This is a genomic window from Streptomyces sp. NPDC058457, assembly GCF_042720695.1.
GTDB lineage: Bacteria > Actinomycetota > Actinomycetes > Streptomycetales > Streptomycetaceae > Streptomyces.
In genome coordinates this window covers 14917-34687 of the sequence record NZ_JBHXLU010000123.1, presented here as the reverse complement: position 1 = coordinate 34687, position 19771 = coordinate 14917, and the positions used below count along the sequence as shown (strand labels likewise).

13 protein-coding genes and 3 pseudogenes are annotated in these 19771 nt (G+C 67.9%); 5 read left to right on the top strand and 11 right to left on the bottom strand.

The window, feature by feature from the left end:
* On the bottom strand, positions 1 to 205 hold a 205-nt coding region (locus ACFWPS_RS49250; RefSeq protein WP_383719661.1), incomplete at its 3' end, for a hypothetical protein.
* 55 nt (positions 206 to 260) lie between these two features.
* Positions 261 to 710: pseudogene (locus ACFWPS_RS49245) on the bottom strand (alpha/beta fold hydrolase); the annotation flags it as partial.
* A 378-nt stretch (positions 711 to 1088) separates the two neighbouring features.
* Between ACFWPS_RS49245 and ACFWPS_RS49240 the strand changes: the two are divergent.
* Complete coding sequence (locus ACFWPS_RS49240; RefSeq protein ID WP_383719653.1) at positions 1089 to 2339, top strand: MFS transporter; 1251 nt, start codon at positions 1089 to 1091, stop codon at positions 2337 to 2339.
* A 73-nt stretch (positions 2340 to 2412) separates the two neighbouring features.
* On the opposite strand, the gene ACFWPS_RS49235 is transcribed toward ACFWPS_RS49240, so the two are convergent.
* Together ACFWPS_RS49235 and ACFWPS_RS49230 are read right to left on the bottom strand one after the other, a co-directional pair.
* On the bottom strand, positions 2413 to 3699 hold the full coding sequence (locus ACFWPS_RS49235; RefSeq protein ID WP_383719651.1) for a hypothetical protein: 1287 nt from the start codon (positions 3697 to 3699) through the stop codon (positions 2413 to 2415).
* Between the two features lie 74 nt (positions 3700 to 3773).
* Positions 3774 to 5042: an acetyl-CoA carboxylase biotin carboxylase subunit family protein gene (locus ACFWPS_RS49230; protein ID WP_383719648.1), complete on the bottom strand. Its 1269-nt coding sequence runs from the start codon at positions 5040 to 5042 to the stop codon at positions 3774 to 3776.
* 399 nt (positions 5043 to 5441) lie between these two features.
* On the opposite strand from ACFWPS_RS49230, the gene ACFWPS_RS49225 reads away from it, so the two are divergent.
* Positions 5442 to 5834 carry a transposase gene (locus ACFWPS_RS49225; protein WP_383719659.1) on the top strand — a complete coding sequence of 131 codons (393 nt, stop codon included), beginning with the start codon at positions 5442 to 5444 and terminating at the stop codon, positions 5832 to 5834.
* Between the two features lie 183 nt (positions 5835 to 6017).
* Here ACFWPS_RS49225 and ACFWPS_RS49220 read toward each other — a convergent pair.
* A pseudogene (locus ACFWPS_RS49220) lies at positions 6018 to 6869 on the bottom strand (phytoene desaturase family protein); the annotation flags it as partial.
* Positions 6870 to 7218: 349 nt separating this feature from the next.
* Between ACFWPS_RS49220 and ACFWPS_RS49215 the strand changes: the two are divergent.
* Positions 7219 to 7449, top strand: a complete 231-nt coding sequence (locus ACFWPS_RS49215) for a hypothetical protein (protein WP_383719645.1) — start codon at positions 7219 to 7221, stop codon at positions 7447 to 7449.
* A gap of 1056 nt (positions 7450 to 8505) precedes the next feature.
* Positions 8506 to 8795: pseudogene (locus ACFWPS_RS49210) on the top strand (hypothetical protein); the annotation flags it as partial.
* Positions 8796 to 8947: 152 nt separating this feature from the next.
* Here the strand turns inward: ACFWPS_RS49210 and ACFWPS_RS49205 are convergent.
* Positions 8948 to 13798 carry a hypothetical protein gene (locus ACFWPS_RS49205; protein ID WP_383719642.1) on the bottom strand — a complete coding sequence of 1617 codons (4851 nt, stop codon included), beginning with the start codon at positions 13796 to 13798 and terminating at the stop codon, positions 8948 to 8950.
* Between the two features lie 132 nt (positions 13799 to 13930).
* On the opposite strand from ACFWPS_RS49205, the gene ACFWPS_RS49200 reads away from it, so the two are divergent.
* A complete protein-coding gene (locus ACFWPS_RS49200; protein ID WP_383719640.1) occupies positions 13931 to 14470 on the top strand; it encodes a hypothetical protein in 540 nt (179 codons plus the stop codon).
* Positions 14471 to 14899: 429 nt separating this feature from the next.
* Here the strand turns inward: ACFWPS_RS49200 and ACFWPS_RS49195 are convergent, their stop codons facing one another.
* The 5 genes from ACFWPS_RS49195 to ACFWPS_RS49175 all read right to left on the bottom strand — a co-directional run bounded on the left by ACFWPS_RS49195 (position 14900) and on the right by ACFWPS_RS49175 (position 19728).
* A complete protein-coding gene (locus ACFWPS_RS49195; protein ID WP_383719637.1) occupies positions 14900 to 15988 on the bottom strand; it encodes a tyrosine-type recombinase/integrase in 1089 nt (362 codons plus the stop codon).
* A gap of 60 nt (positions 15989 to 16048) precedes the next feature.
* The gene (locus ACFWPS_RS49190; RefSeq protein ID WP_383719634.1) at positions 16049 to 16255 is read right to left on the bottom strand and encodes a helix-turn-helix domain-containing protein; all 207 of its coding nucleotides are present in this window, start codon (positions 16253 to 16255) and stop codon (positions 16049 to 16051) included.
* 166 nt (positions 16256 to 16421) lie between these two features.
* Positions 16422 to 17051 (bottom strand): tyrosine-type recombinase/integrase, encoded by a 630-nt coding sequence (locus ACFWPS_RS49185; protein ID WP_383719631.1) that lies wholly within the window; start codon positions 17049 to 17051, stop codon positions 16422 to 16424.
* Between the two features lie 653 nt (positions 17052 to 17704).
* On the bottom strand, positions 17705 to 19126 hold the full coding sequence (locus tag ACFWPS_RS49180) for a hypothetical protein (protein WP_383719629.1): 1422 nt from the start codon (positions 19124 to 19126) through the stop codon (positions 17705 to 17707).
* Complete coding sequence (locus ACFWPS_RS49175) at positions 19120 to 19728, bottom strand: hypothetical protein (RefSeq protein WP_383719626.1); 609 nt, start codon at positions 19726 to 19728, stop codon at positions 19120 to 19122. The genes ACFWPS_RS49180 and ACFWPS_RS49175 overlap by 7 nt, the downstream gene beginning before the upstream one ends.
* Between the last annotated feature and the right edge of the window lie 43 nt (positions 19729 to 19771).

Genomic DNA, 19771 nt, shown 5'->3' with positions numbered 1-19771 from the left:
GCAACAGGACCGTGAGCACCCCGGTCGCGTAGACGACCGGGCGGCGCATGATGCTGTGCGCGAGGCGGTACCAGAACCCGTGCGCCACCTCGTCCCGCGGGAGAGCCGGCGGCGGGCGGCGCAGCAGCCACCGCACCGAGAGCGCCTCGACCCGGGGACCGAGGACGGCGAGCAGGGCGGGCAGCACGGTCAGTGCCGCCACCATCGCCACCACGACGGCCGACAGACCGCCCAGGCCCGTCGAGGGTGCGCACGTCCGCCGGCCGCTGGCCGGCCCACATCAGCTCGGCGGTCGCCTTCGGCAGGTCCCCGGCGAACACGTCGTGGAAGAGCTCCTTCTTGATGTAGCCGTCGACGAAACCCTCACCGCAGGGACGGAAGTCCAGCGTCTCCTCACTGAGTCTGCTTCCCGGGTACTTCGTCTGCAGGCCCAGCAGTGTCTCGCCCTGATCGGGTACGAACGCGGCCACGTAGACCAGCGCCTTCACGTTCGGGTTGCCGGCCGCGGCGTTCGTGACGACGATCCCGCCGTAGGAGTGCGCGACGAGAACGAGCGGGCCGCTCAGGGTCGCGAGGATGCCGGCCAGATGGGCGGAGTCGGAAGCCATGCCGCGCAAGGGGTTGGGCGACGCGATGACCGGATAGCCGTCGCGGATGAGCCGGGAGGCGACCCCGTTCCAGCCGGAGGCGTCGGCGAACGCGCCGTGCACGACTACCACGGTGGGCTTCTGACCGCTGCCACTGCCGCTTCCGGTGTGTGCCTGCGCGGCAGGCGCGTCCAGTGCGGCGCCCACCACGACCGCGGCGGATCCGGCCAACAGCCCCCGGCGAGGTGTCGTCGTCGATACACCCTTCGATAGCCGGTGTTCTCAGTGGTGATCGCGGGTCAGCGTAAAGCCGCCTACTTGACGAGCACTGAACAGAAATCCGGGCGCCCGACGGGAGCCGCTTCACCGCCGGCTCCGTTGTTGTCAAGCACGGTGAACCAGCCTGCGGACATGAAGCCGACAAAGCGCGATGCCGCCATCGGCACCACTCGCTTCGCCGGAACCTGTTCGGGCGCAAGGCCAAGAATCGGCGGTACTTCCGTGCACTCTCCTCCCCCCGGCACGTCCCCCCTGCGGTCCCTGTTCGCGTCGTCCGAGTTCCGCGCCGCATGGGTCGCCGAACTCATCTCGTACTTCGGCGACCAACTCGCCCGCGTCGCACTGGCGATCCTCGTCTTCGACCGGACGGGATCGGCGGCCTGGACCGGCCTCGCGTACGCACTCACCTACATGCCGACGGTGCTCGGCGCGCTCGCGCTGTCGCACACGGCGGACCGGCGCTCACGCCGCGGCGTCGTCATGGCCGTGGACATCTCCCGGGCCGCCGCAGTTGGCGCGATGGCGATCCCCGGGATCCCGTTCGCCGTCCTGTGCCTGCTGGTGGCCGTCACATCGTTCCTCGGCGGGCCGTACACCGCGGCGCAACTCACCCTGCTGCGGGAGATCCTGAGCGCCGAGCAGTACCCGGTCGGCATGTCCGTCCGACAGATCACCACGCAGGCAGCGCAGATCTTCGGCTTCGCCTTCGGCGGCGTGTGCGCCGCGGAGCTGAGCCCGCAGGTGTGCCTCGCCTTCAACTCCGCCACGTTCGTGGCGGCATTCGGCCTCTACGGGTGCTTCGTCAAGCCGCGGCCCGCTACGAGGGCGTCAGCGAAGGCCGGATCGATGGCGGGCGGGCTGACCGTCCTGTGGGGCGAACCACGGCGGCGGGCGATCCTGCTGGCCGCGTCGCTCGGCGTCTTCTACATCGCGCCCGAGGCCCTGGCGGCGCCGTACGTCAGCCAACTCGGCCACACAACCGTCTGGGTGGGCATCCTGCTGGCGAGTACGGGTGTAGGCGCGGTGATCGGCCTGTGGGCGTTCCACCGGTTCGTGCCGACCCACCGGTACGCGGACCACCTGCCGCTGCTGTGCCTCACCACGGGTCTGCCGCTCGTCGCCATCCTGCTCCCCGGCGGCGGCATCGGCCTGGCCGCGGCGGCGTTCGCAGTCGGCAACGCGCTGTGGTGCATCCAGGTGGTGATCTCGGTATCCACGCTGGTGGAGCTGCTGCCGGACGACCACCGCGCCCAGGGGATGGGCACGGCGTCGGCCATGAACCTCACTGTCCAGGGGCTCGGCACCGGCGCGGCTGGACTCCTCGCACAATGGCAGAGCCCGGCAGCCGCCATGGCCCTGATGGGGGCCGCGTCCACGGCGGCGGGGCTGTGGCCGGCGCTGCTGTGGCGCAGGGCGGCCCGGACGCGGCCGACGGCGGCGCCCGTCCCGGGTCCGACGCCGACCGCGACGTGAACGCGACGCTCGGCGCCCGCGCTTGGGAAACGCCCGGCGCGCCCCGGCACGTTCAGGGCGCGCCCAGGTACGTTCAGAATTCAGCCCCCTCGGCACGTTCGACGGTGATACCCAACCTCTGCCGCAACTCGGCGACTTCGGCCTCCACCTCGTCGGCAACCCTCGGCACGTAGACGATCCTGCCGCCGGCCGAGATCGTGCCGATCCCGGCCGGTACCGGCTCGCCCACCACCAGGCGGATGTCGGCATCCACCACACCGGGGATGCCGAGCACCTCCTCTGTGGTCGGCGCGGAACGCACGACTCCGGGCTCGGGTACGACCAGGATGTTGGCCACCGTGTCGTGCACCGGCGCGGCGGGGATCTCCGGGCGCTGCCCGACGGCCATCGCGGCCAGCGCCGCCACGCCGTCGTGCCCGTACATCGCGTTCGTGGCGTGCCAGATACCGGCCCCGCCGGGCCGCGCGCCGGCCTCCCCGAACCAGAGCCGGCCGTCCTTCGTCCGCAGGATCTCGCAGTGGGTTGCGCCGGTCAGCTTCCCCAGCGCGCGGACACCTCGGACGGCGACCGCGCGGACCTCCTGGGCCTCCCTGCTCCCGGGGGGAAGGAACGTCTGGTGCCACTCCCTGCCGACGATCCGGAGGCAGGGCTCGCTGTACCTGCCCACTGCGGCGACGAGGATCTCCTCCTCCCCGCTCTCCGCGTCCACGTAGCGGTACAGGTCGCAGCAGTACTCCGCCGCCACGTCGAGGTACTGCTCCACGACGAACCCGCCGGACGCGTGGAGGCTGCGGGCGACGGTCCCGGCGCTGAACCGCCCCAGCGGGTCGTCCACCGCCACGTCGAACGCACCCTCCGCCAGGCGGCGGTCCAGGTCATCGGGGCCGCGGACGGTGAAGGTGTTGAGCGTGCCGATGCCGGCCTCGTGCTTGACGATCAGCGGGTAGCCGATCTCCTCGGCGACCCCCGCGATCTCGCTCGCGTGGTGCACGACGCGGAAGGCCGCCGTGGGCACGCCCGCCGCGGCGCAACGCCGCTTGGCCACGGCCTTGCTGGTGTAGGCGAGGGCGTCGTCCACGCCCATACCGGGCGCCCCGACCGCTTCGCGTAGGACCGCGGCGGCCACCACGGCTTGCTCATCGATTGTGGTGACCACGTCGACGGAGCCCAGTTCCCGGGCAAGCCGCCTCATCTCGTCCCGGTCGTCCCACCTGCTCACGCCGTGGACCGGAACGCCCGGGTACCGGCCGCCGTAGAGGTCCGCGCTCGCGTTCGGGACGACGAAGGACACGCGGTGGCCGCGCGCGAGCAGGGCGTCCGCCAGGACGGGGTTGCCGGTGTCCAGGACGACGATGTCCAAGTCCGAACTCTCCGCGTGGGGTTCGGTCGTGGCATTCCGGGGGTGCATGAGGTGGGTGCCTTCCTGGGCGCGGCTCATGCCGCGGTCTCGATCGTGAAGGACGACGCCAACCGCGCCATCTCGTCAAGGGCGTTCCGCGGCGACGTCGGTTCGAAGAAGATGTACGCGGCGGCCGCGTCCGTCGAGTGGTGCGAACCGGAGCCCACGTCACCCGGCCGGCACATGATCTCCACGTCCACGACACCGTCCCACGCGAGGACGTCCTCCCGGTCGGGCACCCGCAGCACGCGGCCGACGGGGACAAGGGGGACCGAACTGGCAAGCTGGGGACAGCGGTACACGCTGCCGATCTTCGGCTGCTCGCCGCGGGCCATCGCCGCGATCACGTCGTGGATGTCGTAGCCGAGGAGCCGCGACGTGAGACCGCCGATCTCCTGGCCGCCCGGCCGGGCCGCGACCTCGCCGAACCACCACTGTCCGAGGGAGTCCCGCATGATCTCGCAGTGGGCGAACCCGTCCGTGAGGTTCAGCGCGGCGCACGCCCTGACGGAGAGGTCCACGACGGCGGCGTGCTCGTCCGAGCGGGGGTCCAGCGTCACCAGGCCGCTGGCCCTGCCGACGAGGTCGAGCACGGGTGCGGAGTACTGGGCCGTGACCGTCATCAGGGAACGGCCCCCGGACCAGAGCATCTCGCAGAAGAACTCACTCGCCACGTCGATGCGGCGCTCCACGACGAAGCCGGCGCTCCCGTTCGACAGCAGCCCCTGGAACACGCCCGCCGACGCCGACGCCCGCCCCGACGGCTCGGGCACCTGCTGCTCGAACGATTTCTCCGAGGCGAGTTCCAGGAGGTGTTCCTCGCTGTCGACCCTGAAGGTGGAGACGGCCCCGAATCCGGACAGCGGCTTCAGGATCAGCGGGTAGCCCAGCCGCGCGCCGGCGGCGCGCACGTCGTCGATCGTATGCGCGACCTCGTGCTCGGCCACCGGAACGGGGTTCGGGCCGGCCGCGACCACCGCCTTCATGAGGTGCTTGTTGGTCGTCCTCAGCGCGTCCCGATAGGACTGGCCGCCGATTCCGAGCGTGTCCCTGAGGAATCCCGCGGCCGCGACGCATTGCTCGTCCACGGTCATCACCGCGTCCACGTTCTTCACTGAGTGTGCGATGTCCTGGAGTTCCCGTAGATCGGCCCACTTGTGGATGCCCAAGAACTCGGTGTCCGGATCGGCCTCCCGCCGCCGGTCCAGCAGCGGGAACGGGGTGATCACCGTCGTCGTGACTCCGTGGCGGGCCAGCGCCCGCTCGACAACCGTGTTGAGGGTGGAGAGCGTCAGAATTCCCATGGCGGTCTTCCTGATCAATGGTCTTTCGATGTTCGAGCGGCCGGCGTGCAGACACAGGCCAGCCTCACCTGCGGACGGCGATGCCCGCGTATCCGTGTCCGGCGACGTCACGGACCGCGCGCCGGGCCTCGCCGACCACGTGGGTGTCCGCGGAACGCGTGTCCTGTGCCATCGAACCTTGAGCTTTTGCCATCGCAGTTTGAGTGGTGTGGATCACTGCCCCGGCAGCTGCAGTTCTTGATCGTTGACGGATTCGCGCTGGTGAGCGGCCTGATGGGGTGCCCGTGGGAACGAGTACGGCCGCCGCGATGATGATCGTCTGTGACAACAGATCAGGACGCGGTGGCCGTAGGCGCCACGAGAGCCGGTGGAGTGTGAATCGAATGTTTCAGGGCGGCGATGGCGGCGGTGGCCGGCTGTTTCCCGCTCCGGGAGTCGCGGCTGCTGGCCAGGGACGTGACCGAGGCGATGCTGACGGGGCTTGAGACCCGCAACTGCTGGACACCCGCCGAGGCGTTGGGGCACACGTCGCCGTCCCGGCTGCAGCACTTCCTGTCCCGCGGCGTGTGGGACCACGACACCGTGCGCGACCGGACGGCAGCCTGGGCCGTTGGTGAACTCGCCGAAGACAACCAGGAGTTGATCGCGGACGGGACGGGGGACGAGGAACCCTCGACCGACGCCGTCGGGGCGGCGAGGCAATACTCCGGTGCGCTGGGCGGGATCGCGGGCCGGCGTTCCTCCAGGCGGGCGATCAGCCGTCCGGTCAGCTCGTCCTTGAACTTCCGGTAGCTGTCCGGCCGTTCGTCCTCGGGCGTCCCGCGCCACTGGTCGACCACCTTCGGATCGACGAGTTCCAGCAACTCCACCGGCCGGCGACCGGTCCGGTGCGAGAAGCAGCATGACCGCCGACCGTTCCCCGGGCAGCTCCGCCAGTTCGTGGCTCTTCCCGATCAGGGCGTACGTGTCGCGCACTCCGGCCGCCGAGACGACGGTGTCCGTCCGCACCCGGTAGCGGCGGCCGGTGGCGGTGTCCTCGACGTCGACGCCCACCACCTTGCCGCCCTCGACAACGACTTCATGGACCCGCTGCCGGGAGCGCAGCACCACGCCGTACCGCCGCAGGATCTCCAGCACGACCCGGTTGAGCTCGTGCGGGCCGCCCACGGGGTGCGCGGTGCCTTCCATGAAGAAGGTCGACGGGGCCGCCGCGTGACAGCCGAACGCGCCCGCTGCCGGCGGAGTGCCGTACAGCTCCCACCGCGCGGCCAGAACGGCGCGCAGACGCGGATCGCGGAAACTGCGGGGAACCTGATCCCGCAACGACCGGAACGTCGACGGGAACAGCCGCTCGACGACGGGCGCACCCGCTTTTCGTACGCCGGCGGGGAACGAGGCGAAGACATTGCGCGCAGCCAGCCCGGCCATGGCCCGGCGAGTGGTCCGGAAGAAGCCGTCGATGGCGTCCGCCTCGGCGGGGAATCGTTCGTTCAGGCGCTCGCGGAACCGTTCCTTTGTGGCGGGTACAGCGAAATCGAACCCCGGGAAGTGCAGTGCGTCGTACTCGTCCGGCAGGAGCGACAGCTGCGCCCGTCCGTCCGTCATGAACCCGAGGAACGGGCCGGCGCTCGCGCTCATGTGATGCAGCCCGGTACCGAACCGGTATCGCCCGGCGCGGGAGAACTCGTGCGTCATCCCGCCGGGCGTGTAGTGCTGTTCGAGTACGAGAACACGCTTCCCGCCGAACTGCGCGATCGTGCGCGCCACCGCGAGACCGCCCATACCCGACCCGATCACCACCACATCGGCTTCCTCGTCCGGCACCATCCGCACCCCCCAGTCATCCGTCCTCCGAGTGCTCAGATTGGCCGAACGGGCTTGACGTCGACTGGATGATCTGTGAAGGCCACCCGGAACCAGGTCCCGGTCTCATTCCATTCCCGTCCAATGCGACGTCATAGCTTTGCGTCGGCCGACGTGTACGGGCACTTCCGGTGGTCGACACCGCGTCGGCGGACGTTTCCTGCAATCGCGGTTCGAAGAAGTGGTCGTCGGCCGGATGGTGTGGAAGAACCCGACACCCGCTCCGTTTCCTGTCGGCCGTCGTCCGAAGGAGAGGTTGGTCCATGGAGAGCGGGAATCCGACGATCGTGCTCGTGCGTGGATTCAAAAGCGTATGAGCAACAGAGTCGGCGTCGGGATGAGCCATCCCGGCGCAGACCCGGCCGCGGTGGTCCGCCGGCTCGATGACGTCACCGGACCCGTGGACCGGAAGTACCGCAAGGACCACCTGACAGTGACCAGCCCGCTGTTCCGGGCGGGACCGGCAGCCGCCTGCCTCCGGGAGTACGGCGGCGGCCCGACTCCCACCACCTACCAGTTCAGGATCTTCGGCGTAAAGAGCTGACCACGGCCGAGACAGCGCCTGGGACAGGGCCGGCATCGGGCAGGCTGATCCGCGGAACGGTCCGTGGCCGACCGGCATGTGCGGTGCACAGGCTGTCCACTCGGGGGCGAAGGCGACCTTCTTCTTCGCCACCGGCAGGCGACATACCGCCCGCCCAGCGCTCCGGCGCGGGCTTGGACCTGTACACGTCGGACACGATCCTCCAGGACTCAGCCGGTGGTGTGGCGATCCGCGGTGGGTGCCCCGGCCGCCGACCTCGCCTCTGCATCTGGTCCAGACCCCGTAGGCGCCTGACGGGACATCAGCCGGTGCGTCATTCATGCGTCACGCCGCACATACGAACGATGTCCCGTTCCCATCACGAACCCGCCGCCTCAAACGAATGCACAGGTCACGGGACGTCGCACGATTCCACCTGTTCCCACGCCACAAAACAGGTCGAGCAGTGCAAAGAAATCGAAGAGTGGCAGGTCAGTGGCCCTTTTCGGAAGGTTCCAGGATCGCCACGCACTCCACATGCGAGGTCATCGGAAAGATGTCGGTCTGGGCTCGTCTCGGAAAATACCAGGTCAGAGCCGATTTATCGGCTCGCTGTCCCTCGCGCGGGCACCCAGAGCGTCAAACGAGCGTCACGGCCGACAGTCCGTCCCTCTTATTCGGGGCGCACAGGCTGCCACGGTCAGCTCACCCAGCTGGTCTTCCCCCGCTGGCTCCGGACACCAGCTCGTACATCATGCCCCGCACCAGCCGAAGAACCTCTCGGGGGCGGAGGCCGAGGACCTCGCGCTGTACCGGGAGAAGTTCCGGCGGCGTCTGCCGGAGTCGCTGGATGAGTTGCGCGGCCCTACCCACTGGGTGGTGGAGCTGCCGCTGCACATGGACTGGTCCGGCATAACGTCATACGACCTGGGCAAGCCTCGCCAGCGCATGGGCCTACCTAAACCAGGACTGCTCCTCCAGATGTGGCCGGTATTGCGTACCCTCGTCGGCCGCACCGTGCGCGCCGTGCAGGAAGGATGTCTTCCCACGGCTCGCCTCCCGCGCGCGGGCAGCCGCGTGACGGATATTCCGGAGCTGCATACGCGGCTCCTGGCGGATGTGATCGCGCGCTCAGTTCACCGTATCCACTGGTTCTCACCGGTGGATACGTCGTGCGGGCGCACCGCCTCGTGAACCGCCCCAGCCAGGACCTTGATGTCGCCACCGAGAACCCGGCGCCGATATCCGACATCGCCGCCACGCTCCGCGCCGGCCTGGAGGCCCGCGGCCGGAAGGTACAGGCGCTGGAGACCGCGCCACTCTCCGCCCGCTTCACCGTGTCCGACCCTGCCACCAGGCAGGAATGCGCCCCGGCGGCCAGGACCGTCGCGGCCTGCCGATGCCAGGTTCGTTCTCCCCACCGATGCGGCCCGGAGGCGCCGAGTGGCCGGCGCCAGCTGACCACGGCCTCACACCGCACGCGCCCCTCGGCCTCGCTGACGCCCCCGGGATCCCCCCGTCAGCCCGTCGTTGCGGGCTCCACCACGAACTGTCCGTTCGCCGTAGGGCGCACGGCAAAGCCGAGCCGTTCCACGAGGGCACCGAGCGAGGCACCGCCGCGCAGTTGTCGATACGTCTCCTTCCCGAGAGTATCCGTGAGGGCCTTGCCCACCTGGAAGGAGGTGACATCGAGTCCGCCGGTCTCGGCGGACAGCAGGTGGCCGATGACGAACCGGCCTGCCTCCTCCGGGCCGTCGGTCTCCACCCGCCGACGGGCCTCCTGGCGAATCTCCGGCGTCGATGCCACGGGCCTCGGACGTGGCGCCGGTGACGGCGTGTGTGAGGATGAAGGCACTCGTCCTGCGAAACCCACCTGTCCGGCAGCTCGCGCCGAACCGACCGGGGAGAGCTGAGGCACCGGCGGTACGGCCACCTCCGGAAGTCGTGCCCCGGCATTACGGAACAACTCCTGCTCCTGGGCGAGTTCCACGCGCCAGGCCCTCAGTCCGTCATGGGCGAACCCGAGGTCGAACTCGACCACCTTCCCCTGATGCTCGAAGTTCGTGAAGTCCTCACGGGGTACGAAGAACGCCTTCATGTCGCCGTCCTCCACGGCGACTTGCCCCGAGCGCTGCCCTTCGATCTGCCGGACCACGCCGCGGACGCGCTGACAGACCTGCTCGGAAAGCTGCCAGTCCCGGCTCGTGGGCCGGTACTCCCCGAGCTCCCTGAAGTTCGCCAGACGCGCCGCCGCATGGCCCTCGGACACGCCCTGCGCCACCCACTCATAGTTCCACCGCCTGTCGCGGCCGGGGTTGAGCCGCGCGGCCTCGTTGCAGTGGCGCAGCGCCTCGTCCTGCGAGTACTCCTCCTGGTTGAGCCAGCGCAGGAAGTGCACGACGTACAGGTAGTAGCTGCACATCGGACTGGTACGCAATCCGGCGATGATCGAGAGGCGTTCCAGCGCGGCGAGGTCGTCGTACTCCGGAAGTCTGCGATAGCAGCGGAACCACAACTCCACGTCATGGTCGGCGAGATCGCCACACTCCTCGAACGCCGCGTCGAAGAACTCCACGACGGCCCGGAAGACCTCGGTGGGCGTTTCCTTCCAGTCGCGGCCCTGCTCCTTGAGGAACTCTCGGGCCAAGACCAGCGCCAGCCCCGAGCGACTACGGGAGTTCACAATCACGTCGCGCCAGGCCCGGACCATGGTCTCGATCTCGCCATGCGCGATCTCGATCTCCTCACGACAGCGCTGGAGGTACGGGCTGTCGGCGCTGTCGGGGCGTACCGACTCGCACTCGTCCAGCAGCGAGAGCGCCACCCTCAACTGCTCGTCCGCCCAGCTCCCGACGTCGCCGCCCGCGGTCAGGAGGTCGACGAGGCTCTTGTGCAGGGAGACCCTGACCAGCTTGCTGAGGACCTTGACGATCATCTGGATCGCAGAGACGTAGTTGTGCTCGTCTTCCGGTTTAAGCTTGCGGGCCCTGGCGAACACGCTGAGCGCCGCATTATACCGGTCGCGTACGTGCTCGATAAGGGCGGCCTCGCGGCCGGTACCGGTGCCGAATTGACGCAGTCCCGCGTACACCCACTCCCGGTGTAGCATCCCTAGGGCGTGAAACTGCACGTGGTCCTGTTCCTTGGAGAGTTCGATCGCCCGGTTGATGAACTTCTCCGCCTGCCCGTCCTCGTGCTTTTTGAAGTCCAGGTGGTAGCGAGCCAGGTGCAGCCAGTAGTGCGGCTCTTCGGAGCACCGACGCGTGAGCTCCTGGAAGATTCGGTACGCCTGCTCCCGGCCCGGCTGCTGACCGGTGCCGAAGGCTCTGATCAGTTCGGCGAACTGGTGCGTTCCCGAGCCTGATCTGTCGCGACGGATGAAGAGGTTGTCGAGGATCGCCCGCGTCTCCACGTTGGCGGATCCGAGGTGGCCGACCAACTGCCCAATGAACTCGATGGCCGTGTTCGCCAGCCTCGACGGCCACCTGGCGTCCCCCGTCTTCGCCTCCAGAAGCACCTCCAGGAGGGTGTCGGCGATGGACGGGTGCAGGATGCGCAGTTGTCGGCCGTCCTCGACGACCAGGTGACGAAGGTCCGCGCCGAGGATGTTCTCAAGGTCGGCCGTGTACTCAGCGAGGGACGCGGCATGCCCACCCCACTCTCCGGTGATCCACCGGTGGACGAGCGAGTATGGCAGCCCGATCTGTCCGTACCGGGTCACGAGGGCCAGGTAGGAGGCCACGCGTCGCTGCTCATCGGTGAACTTGCTGACGTGGCTCTCCACGTACTTCGCCGTTCCCGAGAACTCCGTCTCGAAGGCGCAGAGACCGAAGTAGAACGGGGTCACCTGTTGGTCCGGTACGTGGTATGGGACCAGCGCCTCCACCGCCGCTTTCGCCTTGGGGGAGCGGGCGCGGGGGCCGAAGCTGGTGCGGAACTCGCGCGCTTCCTCCCGGGTCATCGGCTCGGCTAGGCGGTACATGACGTTGTTGGTGCGCCCGTCCCAGTTGTCCGGCACCGAGTCGTTACTCCGCGTCACCCAGAGCACCACGACAGGGGTGTTGCGCTCGTGCAGCTTGCGGTAGAGGTCCTCCCGGTCGCTCTGCCCCATGTCGGCGCTCTCCGCCACCAGCACGAGCGACCGCTCGGTGCGCCGGTAGACGCTGTCGACGCGCTCGACCGTGTCTGGGCTGTAGTGATGCAGCAGCAGCACCGGATGTTCGCGGTGCAGGTCCCAGGCGATGCGGCGGGCCAGCGTGGTGCCGCCCGCGCCGGGCGCGTGGAACAGTTCGAAGCTGGCCGAGCTCTGGCGGCCCAGGACGTCGGCAATGGCAGTCTGCAACGAGGACTGCAGCGCCCGGGGAACGTCCTGACCGGCGTCAAGGTCCAGCCAGTTCGCCGGGCGCCCCCTCCAGAACGCGTCGACCGCCTGGTCGTGCAGTTCCTCGTCCAGGATCTGGGAGTGCAGCACGACGAGGTCGGCTTCCAGTTCGGCGAGCCCGGGGCGGGAGAAACGGATCGGCCCCTTCGCGCCAGGGAGCGTGGCGAGTCGTTCGGGGCGCGGCAGGGCTCCGGTGTCCGCGAAGACGTTGAGGAGAGCCTCGAACCGTCCGTCGCCGGGTCTGGCGCGGAGGATCTTCACCGGCGGTTCGTAGAGGTCGTCGATGAACTCCAGTACCCGCTCCGCGCGTTGGTCCGGCTCGTCTCCCGCGGTGAGGCACATGACGGCGGCCGCACGGTTGACGCTGTTCCTGCTGTGCCGCTCAAGGACCTCGCGGACGAGGTCCTGATAGGTCGAGCGCCAGCTCCGGAAGTCCGGCGGCGTTCGTTCGCCCAGACGCTCCCAGCCATCCGCCATCAGCCACGACACCGTGTTGCGGCCGGGTGCAGGCCCCCCGTGCCGTCCCGAGACGACGATCTGATGCTCGGCCGTCTCCCGATCGAATCCGTGGGCGAGGCCGGTCGTCTCGCTGTTGGCGTTGAGGTCGATGATCACCGACCAGCGGTGGTCGGGCAGGCAGGCGAGATTCTCGTGTGTCACACCGTTCTCGACGACGAGGAAGCGGTCGAACCCGTTATGGGTGTCGGCGACGAAAGGCTTCACCTGTTCCGCCATCTCCTCCGCGGCCGCCTTCGCGCCGGCTGCCGCGGCTGCCCTGCCGGGCGCGAGGGTCTGCAGCTGGTGGGCATGGGCGAGAACCCGTTCCAGGAGCGTCGGGTGGTACTCGGTGAGGAGGAGGTGTGTGGCCCATCCGGCCAGCCGGTACGCCGTGACGCGCTGCTGGTCCGGTGACTTCCGCTTGGCCGCGTAGTTCAGCGCGGCGCCGAGCCGCGCGACCAGGTACTGGTGCCGGAGCGATCCCTTACGGGCCGGCTGGAGCGCCTCGATCGCTTCGTCCTTGCCCCGGCGGATGCTCTCGACGAGCCTGACGTTGCCCTCCCACGCGAGGGGCACGGCCCTTCTCGGGTCGCGAAGGTCGCAGTCCTGGAGGATTTCGAGGGGGAGTTGTTGCCGCAGCAGCTCTTGCCCGACGAGCAGGGTGGCCGTCTCCAGATAGGCATGGTCGTACAGGAGCGGTGCACCACCGTCCCAGGCGATGTCGATGAGCCAGTATCCCACCTTGTCCGCACTCGCCCCGTCCAGAAGGATGTTGCGTGTGTGCAGGTCGCCATGGTTGTAACCTCGCATGACGAACTCGACCTCGCCGGAGAGTTCGTTGTCCTGCTCCAGCACGGATACGGGGTCGGGCAGCACCTGAGTGGCGAAGGCGAACATGGTGCCGGCGCTGCCGGCCAACCGCCGGGCCTCCCGAAGCGCCTCCCCCTTCTGTCCGCCGAAGAACCCCGCTCCCATCCATGCTTCGAGAGTCTTCCGGACGGTCATGGGCCCGCCGCCGGCGTGGTGCCCGAACTGCGCTTCCAGCAGTTCGCGGCTCACTTCCGACAGTGCATCGATCGAGACCGCAGTTGTCGCCACGCGGGCCGGGCGCACGCCACGCGTCTCACCAGCGACTTTGTAGATGTCGACGCGGAGCTGTTCGTCGTGTCCGGAGAGCTCCAGAGGCGGCACGCGCCGGTCGGCGAAGGGGCGGAGCCGCTCGGTGAAGAGCCGGTGCGCCTCGTTCTGACGGTCGTCGGGGTCGTCCGACACCTTCAGGATGTACTGGCCTTCCAGGCGGGCCCGGCCGTCGCCCATCAGGTCGCAGCGGATAACGCGGGCGGCGGTGAATCCGTCGGCGAAGCTATCCAGGTATGTGATCTTCACGGGCATGCCCAGCTCACGCTCGACGATCTGCGCCACCCGTTCCCGCCACTTCACCTCCTCCTCGTCCACGGTGCCGGTACCGTCCTGCTCAAAGAGGCGCGTCATGCCGCCCGATCGTAGAACCTTCCCCTCCCAACCATGCGGAGTCCGAACCTACTTGGCCGACCTTTGTGCAAGGTGGGGCACGAGACGTCTACTCAGGTTGGACGGCGGGACGCGGCCAGGAATACTGGAGTGATGGACGCGGGTGGGTACGCGGCGTGGGCCGCTGCGGTGACGAGTGCCGCCACGTTGGTGGTGACGACGGTCGTCGGGGGACGCAGGGAGAAACGTCAATGGGCGCGCGAGGCCCTGACGGACGCGTTCGTCGCGTTCCTAGCGGCGAGTTGGCAGCATTCCGACCTCGCGAAGGTGTCGGCGACGCCGCCTGACATCTCATCGGCCGAGGCGATGGACGGGCAGTACGGCGAGATGCGCAATCAGCTGACGCGGCTGCGTCTACTGTCGCCCCCCGACGTGGTGCGCGCCGGCGAGGCGCTCCTTCGTCTTCAGCGCCGAGTGAAGGACGCGGGGTCCGCGTCCGAGCGAGCGGAGGCGCTGGCAGCAGCGTCGACGGGGCGCCACGACATGGTGTCCGCGGCTCAGAAGGCGATGGGGCTCCGCCGGCCGTGGGGCGCCGGGCCAAGGGGGCTGCGGAGCGCCTCCACCGCTCCCGGCCTGCCGGAACCCCGGCAACCCTCCGATTTGGCAAGGACGCGCGCCGACGAGTTGTCGTAGCACGTCCGTCAGCGCGAGGACCGCGGGTCCGGAACCATCCCGCTCCTTCTTGGGGTCGGGGAGGAGTTCCTGGGTGCCCCGCGCTCCCGGTGTGACGCCGATGCAAAGCTACTGGTCCGTTATAAACCCCTGCGGGGAGTCTGGCCGGGAACGTGCGCGGTCATCCGGACCAGTCGGGCGCACCGTGTGCCCCGTATGGGTACAGCTCCTGGAAGGCGTCCCAAGGAAGCCCCCTCGCCACCGGCGTGCTGAAAACCCTTGGAGCCGACAACATCGCCAAGACCACCTGGGCTATCCGCAATGAACCCGAACGAGCACTCCCCATCCTGGGCATCACCAACAACCCGGACACCTACGGAACTTGATCAAGCCCTGCCTGCTCAGGCAAGCGCCTCTGCCCTGTCTGTGAAGGGACAGGACAGAGGATCTTCATGCGGCGATGGTGAGCGGCACATCAAGGCGTTCCCAGGCGCCAAGAACCGCCTTGTGCGCGTCCGGTTGAAGGTGGGCGTAGCGCTGGGTGGTCTGGAAACTCTCGTGGCCGAGGCGGTGCTGGACCTCGTAGAGCGAGACTCCCTTCTGGACCAGCCACGAGGCGCAGGTGTGGCGCATGGAGTGCGGCGGGTAGTGCGGGACGAGTTGCTGCTCGCCGTCGGTGTCGAAGTAGTAGGCGGCCTCGATGGTGGGCCACCAGGTCAGCCGGCGCCAGTTGCTGTCGGCGAGGAGCCGTCCGGCACGGCCCTTGGTGATGGTGGTGAACACCACGGCGTCCCGGTCGAGCCGGTGAATGTGGCGTTCGAGGGCCTCTAGGACGTGAGGCGGTAGCGGGACCTCTCTATGGCTCTTGGAGCTCTTGGGGTACTCCTTGATGCCGCTCTTGCTGTTGACCTCCACCACAAACAGTCGCGCGCGGCGCTGGTCGATGCGGTGGCGGTGCAGACCGGAGAGTTCTCCCCAGCGAAGTCCGGTGTAGAAGCCGAGCAGGCACATCGTCCGCCACGCGGCGGGGAGTTCGTCCAGGATGCTCTGCGCCTGGTCAAGCGTGAACCACTGCGGCGGCTTGACCGCGATCTGGGGCAGGTCGATGCTGCGGCACGGGGTCACCGCCAGGACATCGTCGTCGACGGCAGCGCGCATCATGGAGGACGTCAGGTTGTAGGCCCGCTTGATCGCAGCGGCCCCCGTGCCCTTCTCGACCAGGGTCCGGATCCAGCCCTGGACGTCCATGCGGGTGATGGCCCGCATCCCCCAGTCCGCCCAGTAGGGCATGACGTGGTTCTTGATGTTGGATGCGTCGCCGCGAAGCGTGTGGGGCTCAACGATGCGGGCGTTCCACCACCGGTCGTGCCACTCGCGGAACGACATTTCACCGGCCCTCGGATCGCGCATGCTTCCGCGGGCGAACTGGGTCTCCATCTCGATGCCCCAGGCGCGCGCCTGCGCCTTGAGGGGGAAGGACTCGCTGAACCGGTCTCCCGCCCGGTTGCGTACGGTCGCCTGCCACTTGCCGGACTTCAACTTGCGGAGGTACGAGGCACTACTCCTTGTTCAACGGTGACGGGGCTGGGATGGCCCGGGTCAGCGGCGGGCTGCCGACGGTACGACGGCGCGGCGGCTGATGAACTCATCAAGGCTGGCCGCGGGGACCCGTACACGGGACCGGCCCGGTCCGGTACGGAGGTCGTCGACTGGCAGGTCGCCGGCAGCGATGAAGCGGTAGACGGTGCGGCGGTCGACGTCCAAGGCGGCGGCGACGGCAGGGATGGACATCAGGCGTGCAGACATGGCGGAGAACCTTGAGATGGGGATGGACTGGGGCCCGGCGAGTCAGCACCGGAGCATCGGCCACCCCGAAGCGGTCAACCAGCCCTATCAGGCGGTGGGACCACGTCACGGAGAGGCTGACCAGTAGTGCCCGCGCTCTGGCTGTGCGCCAGAGCGCGGGCAAGGATCATGACCTGGACAAGTCCGGTAGAGCCATGACTTCGGCCCAGCGGCCCCGGTCGTTTTCGCCCTTCTCCGTACGGAAGCAGTGCGGATAACGCAGCGCCAGCCAACTCGGGGTAACGCCGGCCCACTCGGCAACCGTGGCGGACGAGATGCCCTTACTCAGCCACTCCACCAGGCAGGACTCGCGGAGAATCGAGATCGGCTCCCCCAGACGCCACCAGTACCGCTCGTCCCGCGGCAGGACGGCCTCTTGGGCCTGCTCCCAGATCTGCTTGTAGTCGGAGGCAGAGAGCAGCCCGCCTCGCGTACCGGGGAACAGCAGGTCGCCCTCCTGCAGACCAGCGCTGTTGATCCACTCACGGAGGAACTCGGCGAACTGCGGCTGAAGGGGTATTACCCTCGCCTTCCCATTGCGACGGGCCGTCAACTTACCTCCGCCGCCTTCCAGGAGCACCACATCACTCACGCGCAGGGCGCGAGCCTCACGCGGGAGCAGAGCCTGCTCGGCCAGAGTGCGCATGAAGGGGTACACCGAGCGGTCGGCACCCGCGTGCCCACGTATCCATGACAGCAGGGATCGAACCTGCTCGGCGGAAAGCAACCACTCTTCTTCCATTACTTCGACATACACAGCCCTGAACTCCTCTGGGGAAACGACGGAATGAGCCACGCGGGAATCCGCGAGGTAGGTTCAATGATCTGCAGGATCCCCGGTTTCGCTAACCGGGGATCCCGTGCTACAAAGGGCAGGGGACCGCACGCGACAAAAACAACTGCCGCCCAGTACGGCTGCGCTCACGCACCGGCGCGGCCATCCGTGAACCCATCTAGGTTCACTTGCGGTCGCCGAACTCTTCCAGTCTTTTGAGGCTTCTCTGCGTCTGCCGTGAGCGAATCACCACGGCGACCATGGAACAGCACGCCAAGCCGCTGTAGCAGCACAGGAGCCCTTGCCGCTTTCCCAGACATGGAGCGACAGCAGCCGAATAGAGCAGGCGTCTTCTAAGCGCCTGCTCTATCGCGACGGCTCACCGCGTACGCCACACTGGGGCCCGAACGGCATATTGATCTACCGCAACGCCACCAGACTTTGCCGCCATGCTCCCTGCGCCTTAATTGGGCGAAAATCCAAGTGTGCGAATTCCCGGGGACTATAAGCATGGATTGATCACGGAGCAGGACGAACTCACACTCATCCGCGCATCGCGTCAATCAAATCACTGGCTGCGGTGAATGAATTCATACGGCAAGAGCGGATCAAAATCGCCGGCGGGGCTTTGCGCATCAGCCGTCGAAGAGATCCGCTTGCTCCCAACGGCCTGGTGCTGGCTCGCCCGCGTCAAGCAAGTTCGCAAGTTGCGCCGCATCCTCGGCGTCCAAGCCCAGGATCAGCTGGAGAGTTGTGCCCAGCAGCTCGGTATAAGGAACAAGTGCCCTCGCTCCCGGTGGGCTGGCAGTCCTACTGACGAAATTGCACCGCAGAGGAATGCGGGTAGGAGTGAGGGCTTGCGCTTCGACCACACCCTCCTCCCGCCCCAACGCAGCGCTGATCCCGTCGAGTTGCGGATCGTGGGTGACGTCTTCGCCCGGGGCGTCGTAGCCGATGCTGCGGTTGGTCATCAGCATCCGGATCGAGGTCAAGGGGATAGCGAACCTGGCAGCCCGCTCCCGGACCTCGGCCAGCAAGGGCGCCTCGTACTCGTCTGGGGCGTGGAGATCCTTGCGGCTGGCGGCCAGGAAGGCCACGAAGTCGGGTCCGCGTAAGCCGAGGTGTCCATGGTCGATGACCCAGCGCCACGCGCCCCCCGCCCTCACTTCCTCCAGTTCGGCCACCATGCACACGTGCGCTTTCCACGCCGTTACCGCGCTGCGCATCAAGCGCTGAAGGTTGGGTGTGTCCGTGATGTCGGTGCGTAGCAGTGTCTTGGCGTCCACGAGCGGTCGGATGCGGCGCCAGAAAGCCTCATCCGTGATCTCCGGAGAGGAGAGGAGCAGGCTCAGCGAGGTCTCGTCGAGGGAGGTCTGGTGGGGGACATTGGCCGGGAACTCGGACAACGAGCGGCCGCTGCCCTGCCACATGGCCGCCATCAACGTGGACATGCGGCGCGACACTTCGGGCACGGTGTGCCGGGAGACTTCTGAGAGAGCCAGGCGAGTGGGGTCGGCTTGGCCCTCGCGGGCCGCTTCCACGCCCGAGCCAACCATGTGCAGGAAGCGCTCAACCTGGCGCTCCCCCATGATGCCGCGACCGCCTTCGACGATCGCGTCGGACGCCAGAGCGGTTGGCGTCCGGGTGGGGGTGCGGGCGGGCAGTGCCCCGAGTCCAGAGGGATCAAGCACGAGAGTGTGATGCTCCTCGGCAACGGTTTCCAACTGGTCTCGTGCAGGCCCGGACCCGAGGTGGGCAAGTGGCACTACCAACGGCTGCTGTTCACGCTCGAAGAGCTGAACATCCGAGGCCAGGAGTTCCGGATCAGCGGACGCGCGAAGATAAACGCGTCGTTCGGACTTGCGGGTACCGGAGCTCCACGTCATCAGCAGGTCCGGAACGTAGGTGTGGTTGAAGAAGTCCGTTCGCACGATCCGCGCTGTGGGATAAACGTCCAAAAGACGCCGCTGGACCACATCTTTGACCCGCTCGACCGCTTGCCGCGGATCAGGGTGGTCGAGAGCGCTGTCGATCTCCGGCGCCACTGGCGTCACCATGACGACCTCCCCTGGCTGTTGTAGAAGTTGGCGACGACTCCGCGCCAGTCGTCCAGCGGTACCAGCTTCTCCTGCTTCTCTGACATCACGACCAGCCAGAGCCGCTCGGACAAGTCCTCCACGAGCTCGTCCTTGATCGACTCGGCGGCCGCTTCCGGATCCTCGATGCCAAAGATCCGCAGCGACTCCGCTAGCACGGCCTCGCGGATCATCTGCGGACTGGTGAGCAGGTCCCAGTCATTGGCACGGAAGGGCGCCCAACTGATCCACATGTAGTGGTCTCCGAGCATGTACTCCTGGCTCAGCGCCACGTAGCACTTGGCCAGGAAGCTCTTGTACGCAGGTCCCTGGTCGCTCGCGTTCTTCCGCCACTTCACCTCGGCGCAGAACATCTGGCCGTCCCACTCGCCACCACGCATCATCCCGCCGAGGTCGTACGAGAAGGGCCTCTCGTTCCCATTCGGCCACCGCAAGGAAAGCTTCCGCGCCCACGCACCATCGATGTTGGTGTACGACTGCGACACACGCATGGTGCCTTCAAGCCACCGCTTGACCCGCTGCACCGCCTCGGCGCCCTTCACGTGCTCTTCTTCACCCGGCACGGCGCAAGAGTATCTTTACGTACTAGCCTCGATACAGAGCGCG